Annotated in this window: 14 protein-coding genes; 10 read left to right on the top strand and 4 right to left on the bottom strand. The window is 72.7% G+C overall.

What is annotated here, in order from left to right; all coding sequences use genetic code 11:
* Nucleotides 1-136: 136 nt before the first annotated feature.
* From AB0C28_RS04290 to AB0C28_RS04280, 3 genes are all read left to right on the top strand, one after another.
* Nucleotides 137-775 (top strand): GNAT family N-acetyltransferase, encoded by a 639-nt coding sequence (locus AB0C28_RS04290; RefSeq protein WP_358073052.1) that lies wholly within the window; start codon nucleotides 137-139, stop codon nucleotides 773-775.
* Between the two features lie 214 nt (nucleotides 776-989).
* A complete protein-coding gene (locus AB0C28_RS04285; RefSeq protein ID WP_358073051.1) occupies nucleotides 990-2123 on the top strand; it encodes an alkaline phosphatase PhoX in 1134 nt (377 codons plus the stop codon).
* Nucleotides 2124-2314: 191 nt separating this feature from the next.
* Nucleotides 2315-3118 (top strand): SGNH/GDSL hydrolase family protein, encoded by an 804-nt coding sequence (locus AB0C28_RS04280; protein WP_358073050.1) that lies wholly within the window; start codon nucleotides 2315-2317, stop codon nucleotides 3116-3118.
* 91 nt (nucleotides 3119-3209) lie between these two features.
* On the opposite strand, the gene AB0C28_RS04275 is transcribed toward AB0C28_RS04280, so the two are convergent.
* Entirely contained in the window at nucleotides 3210-4400 is a 1191-nt protein-coding gene (locus AB0C28_RS04275; RefSeq protein WP_358073049.1) for a helix-turn-helix domain-containing protein, read from the bottom strand.
* A 26-nt stretch (nucleotides 4401-4426) separates the two neighbouring features.
* Between AB0C28_RS04275 and AB0C28_RS04270 the strand changes: the two genes are divergently transcribed.
* Nucleotides 4427-4867, top strand: coding sequence for a hypothetical protein (locus tag AB0C28_RS04270; RefSeq protein ID WP_358073182.1), 441 nt, complete (start codon nucleotides 4427-4429; stop codon nucleotides 4865-4867).
* Nucleotides 4868-4913: 46 nt separating this feature from the next.
* Here the strand turns inward: AB0C28_RS04270 and AB0C28_RS04265 are convergent, their stop codons facing one another.
* A complete protein-coding gene (locus tag AB0C28_RS04265) occupies nucleotides 4914-5381 on the bottom strand; it encodes a hypothetical protein (protein ID WP_357838696.1) in 468 nt (155 codons plus the stop codon).
* Between the two features lie 189 nt (nucleotides 5382-5570).
* Here AB0C28_RS04265 and AB0C28_RS04260 point away from each other — a divergent pair, with 189 nt between their 5' ends.
* The 6 genes from AB0C28_RS04260 to AB0C28_RS04235 all read left to right on the top strand — a co-directional run bounded on the left by AB0C28_RS04260 (nucleotide 5571) and on the right by AB0C28_RS04235 (nucleotide 15817).
* Complete coding sequence (locus tag AB0C28_RS04260; RefSeq protein ID WP_358073048.1) at nucleotides 5571-9281, top strand: BTAD domain-containing putative transcriptional regulator; 3711 nt, start codon at nucleotides 5571-5573, stop codon at nucleotides 9279-9281.
* A 69-nt stretch (nucleotides 9282-9350) separates the two neighbouring features.
* Nucleotides 9351-11873 (top strand): glycoside hydrolase family 9 protein, encoded by a 2523-nt coding sequence (locus AB0C28_RS04255; RefSeq protein WP_358073047.1) that lies wholly within the window; start codon nucleotides 9351-9353, stop codon nucleotides 11871-11873.
* 103 nt (nucleotides 11874-11976) lie between these two features.
* Complete coding sequence (locus tag AB0C28_RS04250) at nucleotides 11977-12396, top strand: hypothetical protein (RefSeq protein WP_358073046.1); 420 nt, start codon at nucleotides 11977-11979, stop codon at nucleotides 12394-12396.
* Between the two features lie 57 nt (nucleotides 12397-12453).
* Nucleotides 12454-13083: a TetR/AcrR family transcriptional regulator gene (locus AB0C28_RS04245; protein WP_358073045.1), complete on the top strand. Its 630-nt coding sequence runs from the start codon at nucleotides 12454-12456 to the stop codon at nucleotides 13081-13083.
* Complete coding sequence (locus tag AB0C28_RS04240; RefSeq protein WP_357838710.1) at nucleotides 13080-14399, top strand: MFS transporter; 1320 nt, start codon at nucleotides 13080-13082, stop codon at nucleotides 14397-14399. Before AB0C28_RS04245 ends, AB0C28_RS04240 begins: the two co-directional genes overlap by 4 nt.
* Complete coding sequence (locus tag AB0C28_RS04235) at nucleotides 14396-15817, top strand: aspartate aminotransferase family protein (protein WP_357838713.1); 1422 nt, start codon at nucleotides 14396-14398, stop codon at nucleotides 15815-15817. The genes AB0C28_RS04240 and AB0C28_RS04235 overlap by 4 nt, the downstream gene beginning before the upstream one ends.
* Before the next feature lie 148 nt (nucleotides 15818-15965).
* Here the strand turns inward: AB0C28_RS04235 and AB0C28_RS04230 are convergent, their stop codons facing one another.
* On the bottom strand, nucleotides 15966-17048 hold the full coding sequence (locus AB0C28_RS04230; RefSeq protein ID WP_358073044.1) for a histidine kinase: 1083 nt from the start codon (nucleotides 17046-17048) through the stop codon (nucleotides 15966-15968).
* Nucleotides 17049-17102: 54 nt separating this feature from the next.
* The gene (locus AB0C28_RS04225; RefSeq protein ID WP_358073043.1) at nucleotides 17103-19070 is read right to left on the bottom strand and encodes a family 10 glycosylhydrolase; all 1968 of its coding nucleotides are present in this window, start codon (nucleotides 19068-19070) and stop codon (nucleotides 17103-17105) included.
* Nucleotides 19071-19102: the final 32 nt, after the last annotated feature.

The raw sequence follows: 19102 nt of genomic DNA, 5'->3' as shown, positions 1-19102 counted from the left end.
CGCCCGCGCGACAGGGCGGCGAGGACCCTCGTGCTGCGTTCCCGTACGCCCTCCGTTTACGCTGCGATTGGGGATGGACGCCGAGGCGGCCACCGCCCAGGACACCGCATGACTGATGAGAGGAGACCTGGGCCTCGTGAAAGATACATTCGAAGCCTGGCCGGTCATGGACCGCACATCAGGAGGACCCTTCGCGCTGCGGGTGACCGTCCGCAGGGCCGCGGCCGACGAAGGAGCGGCCGCGGCCGAGCTGATCGCCACCGCGTTCGCCGGGCTGAGATGCTCGGCCTACCTCGTGCCCGACCGCCGGTCGCGGCACCGGATCCTCGCCGCCGACTACCGCATCTTCGTCGAGCACGCTTTGGAGCACGGTGAGGTCCACTTCGCCGACGACGGCCAGGCGGTCGCCGTGTGGTTCCAGCGGACGGCCGACCTGCCCGGGCCGGCCGACTACGACCGGCGGCTGAGCGAGGCCACCGGCGAGTGGGCCGAGCGCTTCCGCGCCCTCGACGAGCTGTCCGAGCAGAACCAGCCGCAGCCGCCGTACCACCACCTGGCCTTCCTGGCGGTCCATCCCGACCGGCAGAACCAGGGGCTGGGCACGGCCCTGCTGCAGTACCAGCACGCCCGGCTGGCGGGCGCGCCGGCGTACCTGGCGGCCAGCGACCCGCGCAACCGCGACCTGTACGCGCGGCACGGCTACCAGCCACGGCAGCCGTTCGCGCTGCCGGACGGCGCGCTCTTCTGGCCGATGTGGCGCCCCGGCGACGCCTGACCCGCTGATTCGGCCGTCGCGGCGGCCCGGCGACGCCTGACCCAGAGCCGGCCGTCGCGGCGGCAGGCCGACTGCTGACGCACAGTGGCGCATGCCCTTTTGTGAGGCGTCACAGATTTGACCGCCCACATTTACTCCACGGTCCAGTTCACAGAATGACGAGCATGGCTCATCGTTTGTCTGCGAATCGAACCGCGACCAGTGGGGAGCCTCCATGCGCCGCCGTACCTTCCTCATGTCCGTGCCGGTAGCGGTGGCGTTCTCGGGGGCGGTGTGGCACGAGGCGGCGGCGTCGATCTCGTCGGTGTCCGCGGGGGCGAGCCCGTACGGGCCGCTCGGCGCGCCCGACGCCAACGGCATGGCGTTACCCTCCGGGTTCACCGGCCGCGTCGTGGCCCGGTCGGGCCGGCTGGTCGGCGGCACGCTGTGGCACCCGGCCCCCGACGGCGGCGCCTGCTTCGCCGACGGCGCCGGCTGGATCTACGTCTCCAACTCCGAGGTGCCGCTGATCGGTGGCGCCTCGGCGATCAAGTTCAGGGCCGACGGGTCCGTGGAGCGCGCGTACCGGATCCTCAGCGGCACGAACATCAACTGCGCCGGCGGCGCGACCCCGTGGCAGACCTGGCTGTCGTGCGAGGAGATCTTCCGCGGCCGCGTGTACGAGACGTACCCGCTCGGCGGCGAGGCCCGCGCCCGCCCCGCCATGGGCCGCTTCAAGCACGAGGCCGCCGCGTGCGACCCCGACCACCGCGTGATCTACCTGACCGAGGACGAGAGCGACGGCTGCTTCTACCGTTTCACGCCCACGACCTGGGGTGATCTGTCCAGCGGCCGGCTCGACGTGCTCTGCGGCCTCGGCGGCGACGCCGTGGAGTGGCGCCAGGTCCCCGACCCCACGCCCGGCGTGCTCGAACGCCAGACCAGGCACCAGGTCGCCGCGGCCAGGCACTTCAACGGCGGCGAGGGCTGCCACTACGCCGCCGGCGTCTGCTACTTCACCGCGAAGGGGGACCGTAGGGTCTGGGCGTACGACACCGCCCGCCAGACCGTGACCACGATCTACGACGGCACGGGCACTCTCGACGGCGTCGACAACATCACCGGCCGGCCGTCGGGCGATCTCTACGTGGCCGAGGACGGCGGCAACATGGAGATCAACATCATCACACCGGACGGCGTCGTGGCCCCGATCATGCGCCTCGACGGCCACGCGAGCTCGGAGATCACCGGCCCCGCCTTCTCCCCCGACGGCACCCGGCTCTACTTCTCCTCCCAGCGCGGCACCAGCGGCGAGTCCGCCGGCACCGGAGGCATCACGTACGAGGTGACCGGCCCCTTCCGCAGCTGACCGACCCACGGATTCCGCACCCCCCACCCCCTGCCGAAGGAGTCCTCATGGCGCGACCGGCCAGAACGCCCCGAACGGCCCGGAAAACGGCATTACGAACGGCCCGGAGAACAGCACGGAGAACTGCGCGGAGAACGCTCAGCACACTCACCGCAACCTGCCTCGTCCTCGTTCTGGGTCTCAGCCTCACGATGTCATCCGCGCACGCCGCCCAGGCCGAGGTGTACGTGGCGCTGGGCGACTCGGCCGCCGCCGGCCCGCTGGTGCCCAACCAGATCGGCCCCGACTACGGCTGCCTGCGCTCCGACCGCAACTACCCCCACCTGACCGCACGGGCCATCGGCGCGAGCACGTTCCGCGACGTGACGTGCTCGGGCGCCAAGTCCACCGACATGTACGAGTCGCAGGACACCGAACTCGGCGACGTGGCACCCCAGCTCGACGCGCTCAGTCAGAACACGACACTCGTCACGGTGCAGATCGGCGCCAACGACGTCGGGCTGACCGACTTCATCGAGGACTGCCTGAACCTGCTGCCGCCCCCGATCGGCGACGCCTGCAACGACGACTACAACTCAGGCGGCCAGGATCAGTGGCGGGTCGCGACCGACGCGCTGCGCCCCCGCCTCACCACCCTGGTCTCCGACATCCGCGCCCGCGCCCCGCAGGCCAGGATCTTCGTGGTGGGCTACGCCACGTACGCGCGGCAGAACGGCTGCTACCCGCGCGTCCCGATCATCCGCGCGGACGCGAACTACATCAGGGCCACGCTGATGTACTTCAACCAGATGCTGGCCGAACAGGCCGCCTCGGCCGGGGCGGGCTTCATCGACCTGCAGACGCCGAGCGCGGGCCACGACCCGTGCGCGTCGCCCGGCGTGCGGTGGATCGAACCGTACGTCCCGGCCGCGCCCGCCGCGCCGTTCCACCCGAACGCCCTCGGCATGCGCAACTTCGCCACCATCGTGACGTCCGCGGTAACCGGCGTCCTATAAGCACCAGCTTGACCAGGATCCGGTGAGGCGGCGGCATTACCGGCATCCGCCGGGGCGGCGGCCTTACCGCGATCCGCTGGAGCAGCGGGCCTTACCGGGATCCGGTGAGGCGGCGAGCGGCCAGCGCGGCCCCGATCCGCTGAAGGTGAGCCGAATCCATCGGATCGAGCCCGGTCAGCGCGGCGGCCCGGCGCAACCGGTAGTCGACGGTGTTCGGGTGCACGTGCAGCAACTCGGCCGTACGCCGCCGATCGAGCCCGGTGTCCAGGTACGCCGTGAGCGTCCTGAGCAGGTCGGGATTGTCGAGCAGCGGGTCCAGCAGCCCCGCGAGCAACGCCGTGGCCTGGCTCGACCGGGTCAGCTGGTATTCGAGCAGCACATCGGCCAGCCGGTAGGCGCCCGGCGGCTGCTCGAAGACCCGCGCCACCTCCAGCACCTCCTCGGCCAGCCGCGCCGCCGCCGGCACGTCGTCCGGTGGCGCCGGCTCGGCCGCCAGCCACACGGGCACGCCCGCCGCCCGCCCCGCCACCTCCGCCAGCTCTCCGACGTCCGGATCGGCAGCCTCCTGCAGCGGAAGAAGCACCACCCCACCCGACGTGTCCAGCGCGGTCAGCACGGGCTCGCTCACGTGCCGCTGCAGCGCACTCCTGATCCGGTGCAACTTGCGCCGCCCCGCCACCGCCGCACCAGGCCCGTCCTCGTCCGGATGCCGCCCCACCGCGATGGCCAGCACCAGGTAGCGCGGCGCCAGCCGGATCCCCGCCAGCGCCGCCCGGTCACCGCCGAGCAGCGCCGCCACGGTGGCGTGCATGGCGTGCTGCTCCTGGCTGAGCACGCTCTCCCGCTCCTCCAGGTACGCCGTGCACACGGCGGCCGTCACGGACTCCATGTACCGCAGGATGATCCGGTTCGCCTCCAGCACGTCACCCAGGTCGTCCGGCCCCGCCTGCGCGAACAGCCGCTCACACACCATCCGCGCCCCCAGGTGATAGGCCGCGAGCAACGCCTCCAGCGGCACCCCCTCCTGCGCCCGGCGCACCGCCGACACCCGCAACGGCGCCAACTCGGCCCTGGCAGGCGGCCGCCGATCACGGAACACCCGGGCGATCAGGCGCAGGTTATGCTCGGTGATGGCCGTGATGTCCCCGTCCAGCTCCTCTTGGGGCAGCCGCCGGTAGACGGGGATCTGCTCGGCGAACCCACGTACGAGCAGCCGGGCCAGCTTGGCGGACTGACGCTCGAGCAACTCGTGCACGGGGCACCCGGCCAGAGTGAGAGCCACGCTCGAACACTCCCAGATCGCGCGACATCAATAAAGGCCCCGCGGAGACGGCGGCGCTGATCTCCCATGTGGTGGGTGAGCACGGCCAGGTGACGTCGGTCGAAGTGGACGCTGTCGTCGCCGAGCACGCGGCCGGGAATCTGCGCGAGGCCGGGTGCCGGCCGCGGCTGCTCGTCGGTGACGGTGCGGAGGGGTGTCCAGATTTCGCCCCGTTCGATCGGGTGCACGTCACGTGCGGGATCCGGCGGGTGCCGTACCCGTGGGTCGAGCAGGTCCGGCCCGGCGGCGAGCGAGACCATCAGGTGTACCAGCTGGGCGATCGGTCCCTGTGGGACGAGCTGGTGGATGCCTACTTCCGCTGGGTGTCGTGGGGCGAGCCCGGACATGAGCGGTTCGGGTGGACCGTCTCCCAGGACGGCGGTCACTCGATCTGGCTCGACTCGCCGGAACGGGTGCTGACGCCGTGAACCGATCGGCCACCTCGCAGGCGGCCGATCGGCGGAGAAGGGACGGTCACTGGCCGGTCAGCTTGAGCCTGACCGTGTAGGCGTACTTGCTGCTGGACAGGACGGTGTCCTCGATGTGGATGTCCCCCACGCCGAGATTGTCGCAGTCGTAGCCGAAGGCCCACGCCTCGCCCAGGTTCTGGCCGCCGGTGATGATCGGCGGGTTGACCTCGCGCAGTTCGAAGTACTTGTTCTCCTGCCGCTGGACGATGGTCGACGGGTTGCCGAAGTCCCCCGGGTCGCCGTCCGAGCGCGCGATGCTCATGTCGAAGTGTCCGTTCTGCGGGAACCAGTTCCCGTCGACCTTGAAGCGGAGCTCGTCGACGCCGTCCTTCTCCCTGGGGTTGCTGAGGTCGATGTCATAGAGCGTCACGACGCACGAGGACGCCATGGCGTGGGCCGGCGCGGCGGCCACCGCCGGCCCGATCATGCCCGCGGCGAGGGTGAGTGCGGCGATGAGCTGAGGAGTGCGCATGCTCTTGTTCTCTCCTTGATGCCTGGATGCCTTGATGTCGAACGCCCCGCGACATTCACCGAGCGCGGCATCAGAGTGGCCACGCCACCGTGAGCACACCGTTAACCCCCAGGTGAGTCACGCAGAACACAACCCATATGTGCCTTTTCGAACAGTCGCCCGGCCGGCTCACGCCTAGCCTGCTCCGCTATGAGGCAGTCGCTGACCATGCTCCTGCTCGGCTCACCGGACGTGTCCGTCGGAGGGATGCCCCTGCGCATCCGCTCCGCCAAGACGCGCGCGCTGCTCTGCCACCTCGCCACCAAGACCGGCCCACAGCCGCGCTCCACGCTGGCCACGCTGCTGTGGGGCGAGCGTCCCGAGGCCAACGCCAGGGGCAGTCTGCGGCTGGCGCTGTCCGAGTTGCGCGCGGAGGTGGGCGGCTGGCTGGAGATCACCCGCACGCACGTACGGTTCCGCGAGGCCGGCGAGTGCTTCGTGGACCACCGGGTGCTGTGCGGGGCCCCGGCCGTGGCCACGGCGCTGCGGTTGTGGCGCGGGGACTTCATGGACGGGGTCGCGTTCTGCGACACGCCGGCGTTCGGCGAGTGGGTGAGCGTGGAACGGCAGCGGATGCGTACGCTGCTGCGCTCGCTGCTCCCGCCGCCCGGGTCGGCGGCGTCCGACGAGGTGACGCGGCTGGCCCGCATCATCACCGGGCTCGATCCGTACGACGAGGAGGCGTACCGGGTGCTCATGGCCTCCCTGGCCGGGACGGGGAACCGGGCCGCCGCCCTGGCCTGCTACGACGAGCTGCGCCGGCGGCTGGCGGACGAGCTGGGAGTCGCCCCCGCACCGCCGACCCAGGCCCTGCGGCGGGAGCTCGCGCCCCGTGCTGCGGCCCGGCCCGGTCCGCCCCTTCCCGGCACGGAGCTGATCGGCCGGGACGCCGAGGTGGCCGCGCTGCGGGCGCTGCTGGCGCGCGAGCGGCTGGTCACGCTGCTCGGGCCCGGCGGTATCGGCAAGACCCGCCTCGCCATCGCCGCCACCGCCCCGGAGTCCCGTCTCGACGCGGGTACGAAGGCCCGAGCCGGCCCTGCGGCCTCGCCGGGCACCGGAGGGAACGGCTTGCCCGTGGAGACGGTCTTCGTGTCGTTCGCCGGGGTGCGGGCGGAGGCGGCCGTCACGACGCTGGCGCGCCGTCTGGACGTGGATCTCGCGCCGCCACGTCCCGCCCTCGACCTGCTCCTGGCCCACCTCGCAGCCCGCCGCCGGCGGCTCCTGCTCGTCCTCGACAACCTCGAACACCTTCCCGCCTTCGACGCGGTCATCGGCGCCGTCCTGCACGCTGCCCCGTCCGTACGGGTCCTCGCCACGAGCAGGCGGCGGCTGAGTCTGCCCGGCCAGGCGACGGTCACCGTGGAAGGGCTGCCGGGACCGGCCGCCGAGGCGTTGTTCGCGGTACGGGCACGCGCGGCGCGACCGGCGTTCGACCCCGACCGCGAGGCGGCCCCGGTGGCGGCGATCTGCGCGGCCACCGGCGGCCTGCCCCTGGCCATCGAGCTGGTGGCAGGCCTGCTGCGCGCCGTGCCCTGCGCCGACCTGGCCCGGCGCCTCGGCGTGGACCCCGGGCTACTGTCGGCCGCCGGGCCCGCCGCCCGGCCGCGGCACGCCTGCATGCGTACGGTCTTCGAGACCTCGTGGCACCTGCTCGACCCGGCCGGGCAGCGGGCGCTGGCGGCGCTGTCGGTGTTCGGCGGCGGGTGCACGCTGGAGGCGGCGCTTGAGGTCGCCCGCACCAGCCTCGACGTGCTGGTCCGCCTGGTGGATCACAGCATGATCCGGCTGACCTCCTCCGGCCGGTACGTGATCCACCCCCTGATCCAGCAGCTCGCCGCCGAACGCCAGAGCCCGGCGGACCTCCAGGCCGCGCGCCGGCGCCACGCCGCCTACTTCGCCCGCCTGCTCGACCGGCACGCGGACGCGTTGCAGGACGCCTCCGACACCGAGGTCACCGCCGTGCTCGGGGCGGAGCTGGACAACATCAGGCCGGCCTGGGCCGCGTCGGGCGACCCGGGTTTCCTGGACCACTACTGGATTCTGTGCCTGCGGCTGCACCTGTACGAGGAGTCGGTGGCCATCCTGCGCCGGCACCTCGAAGGCGCGACGGAGAACCGGCTGCTCCGGGCCCGGCACCTGTGGATGGCGGGGACGAGCGAGCACCATCTGGCCAGGGACCTGGACGCCACCCGCCTGGCCAGGGCGGCCCTGGCCACGCTGGGCGAGCCGCTGCCGGAGTCGCGTACCGGCCTGGTCGTCACCTGCCTGACCGCAGCGGCCCGCCAGAGCGCCCACCGCCTGACCCCGCCCCGCCTCACCCTCCCGCCCAGCCTCACCCTCCCGCCCAGCCTCGGACGCGCCCCCGACCGGCCGGCCTCCGACCGACACGGCTCCGGCGACCACGATCCGGGCGGACGCGAGCGGGAGGCCGGTAGGCGGGAGGCCGGTGGGCGGGAGGCGGCGCAGGCGCTGACCATGCTGGCCAGGCTCGCCTACCACCAGCAGGACCTGCTCACGATGCTGGCCGCCTCGTTACGCCAGCTCAATGCCGCAGAACGGACCCAGGACCCCGCCCTGCGCGCCGAGTCCTACGCCAACGCCGCCACCATCGCCCGCGTCGCGGGCCTGCACCGGACGGCCACCCGCTACGGCACGCTGGCAGACCGCGCCCTGGCCGAGGTCGAGCACGCCCGACTGGAGCCGGCGGGGTCAGCAGGATCAGCGGAATCGGCCGGCTCGGCGGGCACGGCCGGCTCGGCGGGCACGGCGGGCACGGCGGGCTCGGCAGGCGGTGGGGCGGTGGGCGGTGGGGCGGTGGGCGGCAGGCCGGTCGAACTGGCCGTGGAGGCCGCGAATCGGGCCCGGCTGGCTCGGGGGCTCGACCAGCTGCACGCCGGGGCGTTCGAGGCGGCCAGGCGTTCGTTCACCGAGTGCCGCGCCAGGACGCTGACGCCCCGCGTGGCGGAGAACTGCACGGGCATGCTCGCCGAGACCGCGCTCTGGCAGGGGGACTTCACGGCGGCGGCCGAGCTGTTCGCCGACACGGCCGAGCAGGCGGCCAGGCGCGTGGGCGGGGACGACATCGGCCGGCACTGGTGCCTGACCGGCCAGGTCGAGGCGATGCTGCGGATCGACGGGACGGCTCCGGAGCGGATCCGGCAGGTGCTGGAGGCGGCCAGGGCGTCCACGGAGCGCCGCCGTACGTGCGAGAAGGAGCTCGGCCTGCGGGACGGCCCGGTCATGCGCACGATCCAGGACATGCGCCTCCTCACCGCCACCGCCCGCCTGCACCTGCGCACCCAGCACCCCGAAGACTCCGCCTTCCACCACGGGCCCGGCGACGCCGTCCTCCGCCACGGGCCTGACGACCGGGCGCTGACGGTCGGCGTTCCCCAGCCACCGGACGACGTGGCGGCGGTGCGGGAGGTGCGGGAGGTGCTGGGGCTGGCCGAGCGGTTGCCGGTGGGGCAGCGGGGCATGCTGGAGTGCTGGGCCGGGCTGGCGGAGCTGCTCTGGGCGCTGCCCGACCCGCCGGACCGGACGTCCGCGCGGCGCCTGCACCAGCATCTGTCCAGATACCAGGCCAGGAACCCGGGCGCCGCGGCCAGGATCGGCTGGGCCCGCGCGCTCGTGCTGGCCGTCGCGGGCAGAAACGGGCCGGCCGAAAAGGCGGCGCACCGCGCGCTGGCCGCCGCCGAACGCCTGGCCACCCCGTACGACCGCGACCGCGCCGAGGAGATCCTCCTGCACCTCAGCCGCACCACGACCAGGCGACCATCCGGCCGGCAGCCCGACCACGGAACAGAGAGCGGCGTGTCGCCGTCACGGGAAAATTTCAGCCAGGAGTTCCGCGCCCGTTGACGCGGCGGCGCAGGGAATGGAGGATCAGGGTCGCCCTGTTGGGAGCGCTCCCACCCCCTAAGGACCTCCATGACCCGACGCCGGGCCGCCTTACTGGCCCTCTTCACCATGGTCGCCCTGTCCCCCGCCCCAGCGGCCCAAGCCGCCGACGAGGGACCCGAGCAGATCGTGAACGGCACCTTCGACACCGGCACCGCCCCCTGGTGGGGCACCGGCAACGTCACCCTCGCGGTGGACGACGGCCGGTTGTGCGCCGACATCCCCGGTGGCACCACCAACCCCTGGGACGTGATCATCGGCCAGAACGACCTCCCGCTCGTGGCGGGCGAGACGTACGCCTACCGGTTCTTCGCCACCGCGACCCCGGGCAGAGTCGGAAGGGCGCTGATCCAGCTCCCCGTGGACCCCTACACGCAGTATCTGGCGGCCGCGCCGGAGATGAGCGTCTCGGGCAACTCCTACACCTACACGTTCACCGCCCCCGTGTCGCTGCCCGACGCCCAGGCCGTCTTCCAGCTGGGAGGCAGTCCCGAGCCCTGGAGGTTCTGCATGGACGACGTGTCGCTCAAGGGCGGCGCGGAGCCCGAGGTGTACGAACCGGACACGGGCCCCCGCGTACGCGTGAACATGGTCGGCTACCTCCCCACGGGCCCGAAGAAGGCCACGGTCGTGACCGAGGCGACCACGCCCCTGGACTGGCAGCTCAAGAACGCCGCCGGCACCACCGTGGCCCGCGGCAGAACCACCCCGAGAGGCGTGGACGCCAGCTCCGGCCATAACGTGCACACGCTCGACTTCGGCACCTACCGCAAGCCGGGCAAGGGCTACACGGTGACGGCGGACGGCGAGACGAGCAGGCCGTTCGACATCGCGGCCGACCTGTACGCGCAGCTTCCGACGGACGCGCTGAAGTTCTACTACACCCAGCGCAGCGGCATCGAGATCCTCGACAGCCTGCGCCCCGGCTACGGCAGGCCGGCCGGTCATGTCGGCGTCGCGCCGAACCAGGGTGACGTGAGCGTGCCGTGCCAGCCGGGCGTCTGCGACTACAGCCTGAACGTCAAGGGCGGCTGGTACGACGCCGGCGACCACGGCAAGTACGTCGTCAACGGCGGGATTTCGGCCTTTCAGCTCATGGCCGCGTACGAACGTGACAAGACCGCCTTCAAGGACGGCCAGCTGAACATCCCGGAGAGCGGCAACGGCCGCCCTGACATCCTGGACGAGGCCCGCTGGGAGCAGGAGTTCCTGCTGAGCATGCAGGTGCCGGACGGCAAGCCGGACGCGGGCATGGCGCACCACAAGATCCACGACCAGAACTGGACCGGCCTCCCGCTCCTGCCCCACCTGGACCCGCAACTGCGCGAGCTGCACCCCACCTCCACCGCGGCCACGCTGAACCTGGCCGCGACGTCGGCGCAGGCGGCCCGGCTGTTCGCCCCGTACGACGCCGCGTTCGCCGCCAGGAACCTCACCGCGGCGCGCAAGGCGTGGGCGGCGGCCAAGGCGAACCCGGAGCGGTACGCCGACCCGACCGACGGCACCGGCGGCGGCGCCTACAACGACAACGACGTGAGCGACGAGTTCTACTGGGCGGCGGCCGAGCTGTACCTGACCACGGGCGAGCGCGAGTTCAAGGACTTCGTGCTGGCCTCGCCGCACCACACGGGCGACATCTGGCGTGATCGCGGCTTCGACTGGGGCAACACGGCCCAGCTCGGCCGCCTGGACCTGGCGACGGTGCCGAACGCGCTGCCGGACCGGGCACGGGTCCGCAAGTCGGTGGTCGAGGGGGCCGAGAAGTATCTGGCGATCCAGCGGGCGCACCCGTACGGGCTGGCCTACGACCCGCCCGACTTCGACTGGGGCTCCAACAACCTGGTGCTGAACAACCTGGTCGTCATCGCGACGGCGTACGACCTGACCGACCAGGAGAAGTACCGCGCGGCCGTACAGGAGGGCATGGACTACCTGCTCGGCCGCAACGCGCTCAACCAGTCGTACGTGACCGGCTACGGCGAGGTCGCCTCCAAGAACCAGCACAGCCGCTGGTACGCCCGCCAGCTCGACCCCGCCCTGCCCAACCCGCCGCGCGGCACGCTGTCGGGCGGCCCGAACTCCAGCATCCAGGACCCGCTCGCGCAGCGCCTGCTGCAGGGCTGCGCGCCGCAGTTCTGCTACGTGGACGACATCGAGTCGTGGTCCACGAACGAGCTGACCATCAACTGGAACTCCCCGCTGGCCTGGGTCTCCGCGTTCCTCACCGACGAGGGCGGGCGCTCGGACTGCCGGGTCCGCTACACGGCGTTCGGCTCGCGTCCGTTCACCGCCCAGGTCGTGATCGAGAACACCGGCAGGCACAGTGTGGACGGCTGGGACCTGCGCTGGTCGTTCCTGAGCGGCCAGCGGGTGCGTGACGACTGGGGCGCGTCGCTGTCGCAGTCGGGCTCGGTGGTGACGGCCAAGGGGCTCGGCGCGAACAGCCGCATCAAGCCCGGTAAGTCGGTGACCTTCGGCTTCACCGGTACGAACACCTCAGGCCCCAACCCGGCCCCCGAGGTGTTCCACCTCAACGGCGCCCGCTGCGGGTAGCCGCGAGGGGTCCCCTGGGCGTCGCGGGCACCTTCGGACGCCCAGGGGACTCCAGGTAGACGCGTTCGGTGAGCCGTTCGCGGCCGGCGTACGTCGTAGGAGCATGAGGATCTGGCGAATAGTGCTCCTGCCCCTGCTGCTCCTGGCGCTGAGCACGTCCATGGCGCCGGCGCAGGCGGAGGTCGCGTCGAAGCGGGCGCTGGTGGACTTCCGCAAGCAGGGCGGCTTCGCGGGGCTGAACGACCGCGTGATCGTCTACGGCAACGGGTGCGTACGGCTCAGCCGGCGTACGGGGCCGACGATCGACAAGTGCCTGACCGCCAAGGAGCGGCGCAAGCTCCACGGCCACCTGCGTAACCTGCGCATCGGCGCTTCCGAGCGGCCGCCGCAGGGGGCGGACTTCATCAAGTACACGCTCGCGTACGACCACCGCAGGGCCGCCCGCTACCGGCTGCCCGCGAGCTGGCAGCCCGTGGTGCGGCTGCTCGATCAGATCATGGAGAAGTACTGGGCCCCGGACTGACCTGATCTTCCATCAAGCGATTGACCGAGACGGGTCGGCCGAACTACCTTCGGTGGTATGACTCCCGGCGAAAGCACCCAGGCCGGCCTGATTCTCAAGGTGGCCACACACCTGTTCGCGGCGCTCGGCTACGACGGCACCTCCACCCGGCAGATCGCCGAGGCCGCCGGGCTGAACATCGCCACCGTCAACTACCACGTGGGCGGCAAGCGCGAGCTGTACCTGGCCGTCATGGAGCGCGCCCACCAGGCGGAGAAGGCGGCGCTGGAGACCGCGCTCACCCGGCTGCCCGGCGCCGACCCGGTCGCCGCCATCCACCGTCTGGCCGACGACTATCTCGACTTCTGCGTGGACAACCCCGAGGTGCCCGCCCTGTGGATGCACCGCTGGCTCTCCGACGCCAGTGACATCACCGAGCTGGAGCGCCAGTACGTGCAGCCGCTGCTCGCCACGGTGACCGGCGCGCTGCGGCCGGCGGTCGAGTCCGGGCTGATCTCCGGCGAGATCGACCTGGAGTACACCGTGTGGACGGTGATCTGGTCCGTGCACGGTTTCGCCAAGGGCGGAGTGCTGGACGCGGAGGGGCGGCGCAGAGGCGCCGGCGACCGGGCCGCACTGCGCCGCTTCCGCGCCCACCTGCACACCAGCCTCCACCGCACCCTCGGCCTCCCCGGCGACCCCAGGTGACCCAACTGGGGCGAGGCCGGCTGTTCGGTTACGGCGTCGGCTCCGTCGGGACCGGCGTGTTCTCGGCGGTCCCCGGCCTCCTGCTCCTCTACTACCTGACCGACCTGCTCGGCGTCCCCGCCGCCGTGGCGGGCGCCGTGCTGGTGGCGCCCAAGATCTGGGACGTGCTGCTGAACCCCCTGATCGGCGCCGCCAGCGACCGCGAGGCCGTCCGCACCGGCCACAGGACCCGCCTGCTGACCATCGGCGCAGTCGCGCTGCCGGTGACGTTCGCGCTGATGTTCGCGGTGCCGGGCGACGTGCCGGGGGCGGTCTGGGCCGGGGCGGCGTTCCTGCTGGCGGCCACGGCCTTCGCCTGCTTCCAGGTCCCGTACGTGGCGCTTCCGGCTGAGATGTCCCCCGACCCGGGCGAGCGGACGAGGATCATGTCCTGGCGGGTGGTGTGCCTGACGGTCGGCATCCTCGTGGCCGGCGGCCTGGCCCCGGCCGTGGTCGATCTGGCCGGGGGCGGCCGGGCCGGATACGCCGTGATGGGCGTGACGATCGGCGCGATCATGGCGGCGGCGCTGGCCGGTGCGACGCTGGCCACCCGCTGGGTGCCGTCGAGGCCGGGGCCCAGGCAGCTCGGTCCCGTGGCGGCCTTCCGGCTGGCGAGGGGCAACCGGCCGTTCTTCGTGCTGCTGGCGGCGTTCGTGGCGCAGGCGCTGGCCGTGGCGGTGATGCTGGCGGGCGCGCCGTACGTGGCGTCGTACCGGCTGGGGGACTACGGGCTGACGTCGGTGATGTTCGTCTGCCTCGTCGGGCCGAGCATGCTCGCCGTGCCCGGCTGGGCCTGGCTGGCCCGCGTGCACGGGCCGGTGCGCTGCTACCTGGCCGCCTCCGCCGGCTTCTGCGGCGTCGCGCTCGCGCTGATCCCGGCCATCGCCTCGGGCGCCCTGGTGGCCACGCTGACGCTGACCGCCCTGGCCGGGGTCTGCTACGCGGCGCTGCAACTGCTGCCGCTGTCGCTGCTGCCCGACACCGTGCACGCCGACGCCGCCCGTACGGGACACGCGCAGTCCGGCGCGTTCACCGGCCTGTGGACGGCGGGCGAGACGGCGGGGCTGGCGCTCGGACCCGGGCTGTTCGCGCTGGTGCTGACCCTGTCGGGCTTCACCTCAGCAGCGGCAGGCGGGCCGGTCGCGCAGTCGCCCGGCGCGCTGACCGGGCTCCTGCTGGGCTTCACCGCGCTGCCCGCCCTGCTCATGCTGATCAGCCTGCCGTTCGTCGTCAGGTACGGAAGGCTCACCCCCACGAGAACGAAGGAGGCCGCGTGAACCTGCCCCCGGCCGGAAGGACCACGGAAGACCTGCTGGCTGAGGTCGCCCGGCTCAAGGAGCACGACCTGCCCGTACGCGGCGGTCAGGTGACCGCCTACGTCTACGACACCGGGCGGTCCGAGGTGAACGACGCCGCCACCCGGGCCTACCTGGAGATGCTGGAGGTCAACTGCCTCGACCCGACCGCGTTCCCCAGCGTGGTGGACATGGAGCGGCAGGTCGTGGGCGCGGTGTCGGACCTGCTCGGCGGCGGCCACGGCGTCTTCACCAGCGGCGGCACCGAGTCGATCATGCTGGCCGTCAAGGCGGCCCGCGACCTGGCCGGACGGGACCGCCCCAACCTCATCCTGCCGGTCACCGCCCATCCGGCCTTCCACAAGGCGGCGCACTACCTCGGGGTCGAGGTCGTCGCCCTGCCGGTGGACCTTTCGACGTACAAGGTGCGCGCCCGCGACGTCGAGGCGGCGATCACCCCGGACACCGTCCTCGTCGTCGCCTCCGCGCCCTCCTACCCGCAGGGCGTCATCGACCCGATCGAGGAGGTGGCCGCCGTGGCGTCGGCGGCGGGGGTGCCGTTCCATGTGGACGCGTGCGTGGGCGGCTGGCTGCTGCCGTGGTTACGCGAGGCGGGTGCGCCGGTGCCGCCGTTCGATCTGTCGGTGCCCGGGGTGACCTCGATCTCCTGCGACCTGCACAAGTTCGGCTACGCGCCCAAGGGTGCCTCGGTCCTGCTGTTCGCCGATCCGGCGATGCGGCGGCGGGCGTATTTCGCCTCGGCCGCCTGGCCCGGGTACACGATCATCAACGCGACCGTGCAGAGCTCACGGTCGGCGGGCCCGCTCGGCGGCGCCTGGGCCACCCTTCAGGCGCTGGGCCGGGAGGGGTACGTGGAGTTGGGCCGGGCCACGCTGGAGGCGACGGCCAGGCTGCGCGCCGGCCTGGCCGCCGTCCCGGGGCTGCGGGTGCTCGGCGAGCCCGAGTCGTCGCTGGTGGCCTTCGCGGGTGACGACATCGACGTGTTCGTGCTGGCCGACGAGGCGCGGGCGCGCGGCTGGTTCCTGCAGCCGCAGCTCTCGTACGCCGGCATCCCCGCGAACCTGCACATCACGGTCACCGGGGTCACGCTCTCCGGGGTGGAGGCCATGCTCAAGGTGATCGCCGAGTCGGCCGATGCGGCCAGGGAACGCGGTCCCGTCGTGCTGCCCGAGGGGCTGGTCGAGCTGGTGGCGGGGCTGGACCTGGACGCCATCGACGACGCGTCGTTCGCCGAGCTGAGCGCCTCTGTCGGGGTGGACCTGCGGCCGGGGGCGGGGCAACCGGAGATGGCGATGGTCAACGCGGTGCTGGACGCGCTGCCGCCCGCCTCGCGGGAGGCGGTGCTGGTGCGCTTCCTGTCGGTGATTTACGGATCCTGAACCCGCGCGCTCGGGCAGCCGGGAGGGGGCGTCGCGGGCTCGGGCAGCCGGGAGGGGATGCCCGCCCGGGCTCAGGCGGGGAGGGGCGTCGTGGGCTCAGGCGGGAGGGGTCGCCGCGGGCTCCGGCGGCCGGCGGCGCCGCGCCGGTTCAGGCGGCCGGGAAGGTGGCCTCGACGTGGAAGCCGCCGTCCTCCAGCGGCCCGCTCTCCAGCGTCCCCCCGGCCACCTCCACCCGCCGCCGCAGGTCGAGCAGGCTCGGCCCAGGCCCGGCGACGCCGACCCAGGCGCCGGGCCGCCCGGCGGAGCTGCGCACGCCGATCCGCACGTAGCCGGGCGGGTAGCGGACGCGTACCCGCACGTCCGCCCCCGGCGCGTGCTCGCGCACGTTGGCCAGGGCCGCCTCGACCACCAGGTACGCGCTGCGCCCCACCGGCCCGGGCACCGGCACGGGTGTGCCCTCGACCGACAGCTCGACGGGCACCCCCGCCTGCGCCGAGTCGATCACCAGGGGCCGCAGGTCCGGCAGCGGCAGCCCCAGGTCGAAGCCCTCCCCGGTACCCCGCCGCAACAGGGCGGTCATGTGTCGCAACTCCTCCAGCGTCTCGCAGCCGGTCGTGCGGATGTCCTCGGCCGCCGCCCTGGCGCGTTCGTCGCCGGCCGCCAGTGCCAGCGTGCCGGCCTCCAGCACGATGCGGCCGACCCGGTGGGTGACGACGTCGTGCAGCTGGCCGGCCAGGCGCTCGCGTTCGATCCGTTGTTCGCGTTCGGCCAGCTCGGCACGCAGGCGTTCCCTGACGGAGACGTACAGGCCGTACAGGACGGCGAGCGCGATCACCGCCTCGGACCTGGCGACGAGCCCGAACCGGTCGGGCAGGGTCAGGACGCCGAGGACCAGCACGAACACCGGCAGCCGGCGGCAGAGCGGGCGGCTGTCGCGCGCGTACGCCATCGCGGCGTACGCGGCGAACGGCCCCAGGGGCGGCCAGATCAGCGCGTCCTGCGACGGAAGGGGCACGACGGACGGCGCGAGCAACGACAGGGCGGGCACGGCGACCGCGGTGCCGGCGGCGATCCAGGCCACGACCAGAGGCGCCCGGCGCATCCAGAACACCGGCAGCGCCCCTGCCAGCAGAAGCACCAGCCCCGTGCCCGAATAGCCGGCCACCGGCGTCAGACCCGCCGCGGCCAGGACCGCGACCGCGTCGATCGGCCGCGGGCGGGCACCGTCCACGGCCTCATCGTACGATCACCCGCCGTACGTGCCCACCCCTACTTTCGTAGCCGGTCAGAGCCGGGTGATCCGGACGGCGTCCGCGATGACGTACCCGGTCGTGGAGGTCCAGCGGCTCACCCCGACCACGTTGTACGTCCCCGCGTCCAGCCGGTACGTGCCGAGGCCGCGCCACGCGCCGCCCCCCGTGCGCTGGTCGACGGTCACCGTCCGATTCCCACCGGAGGCCGCGACGATGTACGGCGTCGCGCTGTTGTAGCCGGGATCGGCCGGATGCCACACCTCCACCCGGTAGTCGCCGGTGCTCGGCACGGCCGTGCTGAACCAGGCCGGATCGCTGGCCGCGACCGGTTCCGCGAAGCGGTAGTCGGCGCCGTGGAGCTGCGGGGAGTAGGCGGAGGTGCCCCAGGCCGAGCCGGCGGCGAACCCGGGCCCGGCGTTGTCGATCACCACGCTGAACGCGCCGCCGCCGCCCTGGCCGACGGCCCGGCCCGAGCTGGGCGCGCTCTCCTGGTGGGTGCGGTTGAGCGCGGCCACGTAGTAGGTGTAGGCCGATCCGCCGGCGCCGGTGTCGGTGAGCGTCTTCTGCCGGGTGGTCCCGACCAGGTTGCGGGCGTCGGCGAAGAAGCAGGGGTCCGCGGCCGACGGGCTGCCGTCCACCCGGTAGACCGCGTACGACGTGGCCGACCCCGTCCAGGCGAGCTGGACGCCGTTCGAGCCCCGCGTGGCCGAGGTGATCGACGGCGCGGCGGGGGCGGCGGCCGTGCCGCGGGCCGGCAGCAGCGCGGGCCTGGTGTAGTGGGCGTTGACGACCCTGGTGAACGCGCCGATCCGGTCGGCCCTGACGTCCTTGGCGCTGAAGAAGATATCGCCGGCGACCTCGGGATGCTGCCGGTTGTCGGTCAGGTGGTCGCTCAGCTCGGCCGGGTCCTGCCAGGCGACGTCCTGCCCGGAGGCGCCGGCGCGGTAGGCGGCCTGCCCGACGACGAGCTGCACGCCCGTGCCCCGGACGACGTCGGACCACCAGGCGGTGAGCACCTCGTAGGGGGCGGTGGCGAAGCCCATGTGCCAGTAGATCTGCGGCGCGAGGTAGTCCACCCAGCCCTGCTTGACCCATTTCCTGCTGTCGGCGTAGATCGCGTCGTACGACTGCAGCCCCGACGTACGCGAGCCGAGCGGGTCGGTGCCGCTGTTGCGCCAGATGCCGAACGGGCTGATGCCGAAGGACACGTGCGCCTTGGCCGCGTGGATGCGCTGGTCGAGCTCGCGGATCAGCAGGTTGACGTTCTCGCGCCGCCAGTCGGCGACGTTGGAGAACGCGCCGCCGTACTGCGCGTACGCCGCCGCGTCGGGGATGGTCTGGCCGCTCGCCGGATAGGGGTAGAAGTAGTCGTCGAGGTGCACGCCGTCCACGTCGTACTTGGAGACGGCGTCCATGATCGCGTCCTCGATGAAGTCGCGGACCTCCGGGATGCCCGGGTTGTAGTAGAGCTTGCCGTCGTAGGCGAAACGCCAGCCGGGGTTGCGCCGCGCGGGATGGCTGGAGATCAGCCGGGACGGGTCGTCGTGGTTGGCGATCCGGTACGGGTTGAACCAGGCGTGAAACTCCAGGTCTCTGGCGTGGGCCTCGGCGACCATGAAGGCCAGCGGGTCGTAGCCCGGGTTGCCGCCCTGGGTGCCGGTCAGCCACTGCGACCACGGCTCGTACGACGAGGGCCAGAACGCGTCGGCCGTCGGCCTGACCTGCACGACCACGGCGTTCATGCGCTTGGCCACGGCCAGGTCGAGCCAGGCGCGGAACTCGGCCTGCTGCGCCGACACGCTCAGCCCGGTGCGGCTGGGCCAGTCGATGTTGGCCACCGAGGAGATCCACATGGCTCTGAGCTGGCGCTTCGGGGTGGCGGGATCGACGGCGCAGGCGGCGGTCGTCGCGGCGGCGGGGGTCGTCTGGGATGGGGCCACGATGCTGACGAGTGCGGCGGCGGTGAGCGCCGCCATGAGGGTACGCAGGAGCGCGGTCACGAAGGGAAGTTTCAGCGCATTCGTCGGCGAGC

Origin of the sequence: Nonomuraea sp. NPDC048892, assembly GCF_040649735.1 — a bacterium.
GTDB lineage: Bacteria > Actinomycetota > Actinomycetes > Streptosporangiales > Streptosporangiaceae > Nonomuraea > Nonomuraea maheshkhaliensis.
Note: the sequence above shows the minus strand (reverse complement) of the source record. Positions and strands in the feature narration are given on the sequence as shown.

Bases quoted from the DNA above. Each gene is read 5' to 3' on its own strand.
- AB0C28_RS04285 (WP_358073051.1), top strand. From the start codon at position 990: ATGCGCCGCCGTACCTTCCTCATGTCCGTGCCGGTAGCGGTGGCGTTC.
- AB0C28_RS04280 (WP_358073050.1), top strand. From the start codon at position 2,315: ATGTCATCCGCGCACGCCGCCCAGGCCGAGGTGTACGTGGCGCTGGGC.
- AB0C28_RS04265 (WP_357838696.1), bottom strand. From the start codon at position 5,381: ATGCGCACTCCTCAGCTCATCGCCGCACTCACCCTCGCCGCGGGCATG.
- AB0C28_RS04260 (WP_358073048.1), top strand. From the start codon at position 5,571: ATGAGGCAGTCGCTGACCATGCTCCTGCTCGGCTCACCGGACGTGTCC.
- AB0C28_RS04255 (WP_358073047.1), top strand. From the start codon at position 9,351: ATGACCCGACGCCGGGCCGCCTTACTGGCCCTCTTCACCATGGTCGCC.
- AB0C28_RS04250 (WP_358073046.1), top strand. From the start codon at position 11,977: ATGAGGATCTGGCGAATAGTGCTCCTGCCCCTGCTGCTCCTGGCGCTG.
- AB0C28_RS04245 (WP_358073045.1), top strand. From the start codon at position 12,454: ATGACTCCCGGCGAAAGCACCCAGGCCGGCCTGATTCTCAAGGTGGCC.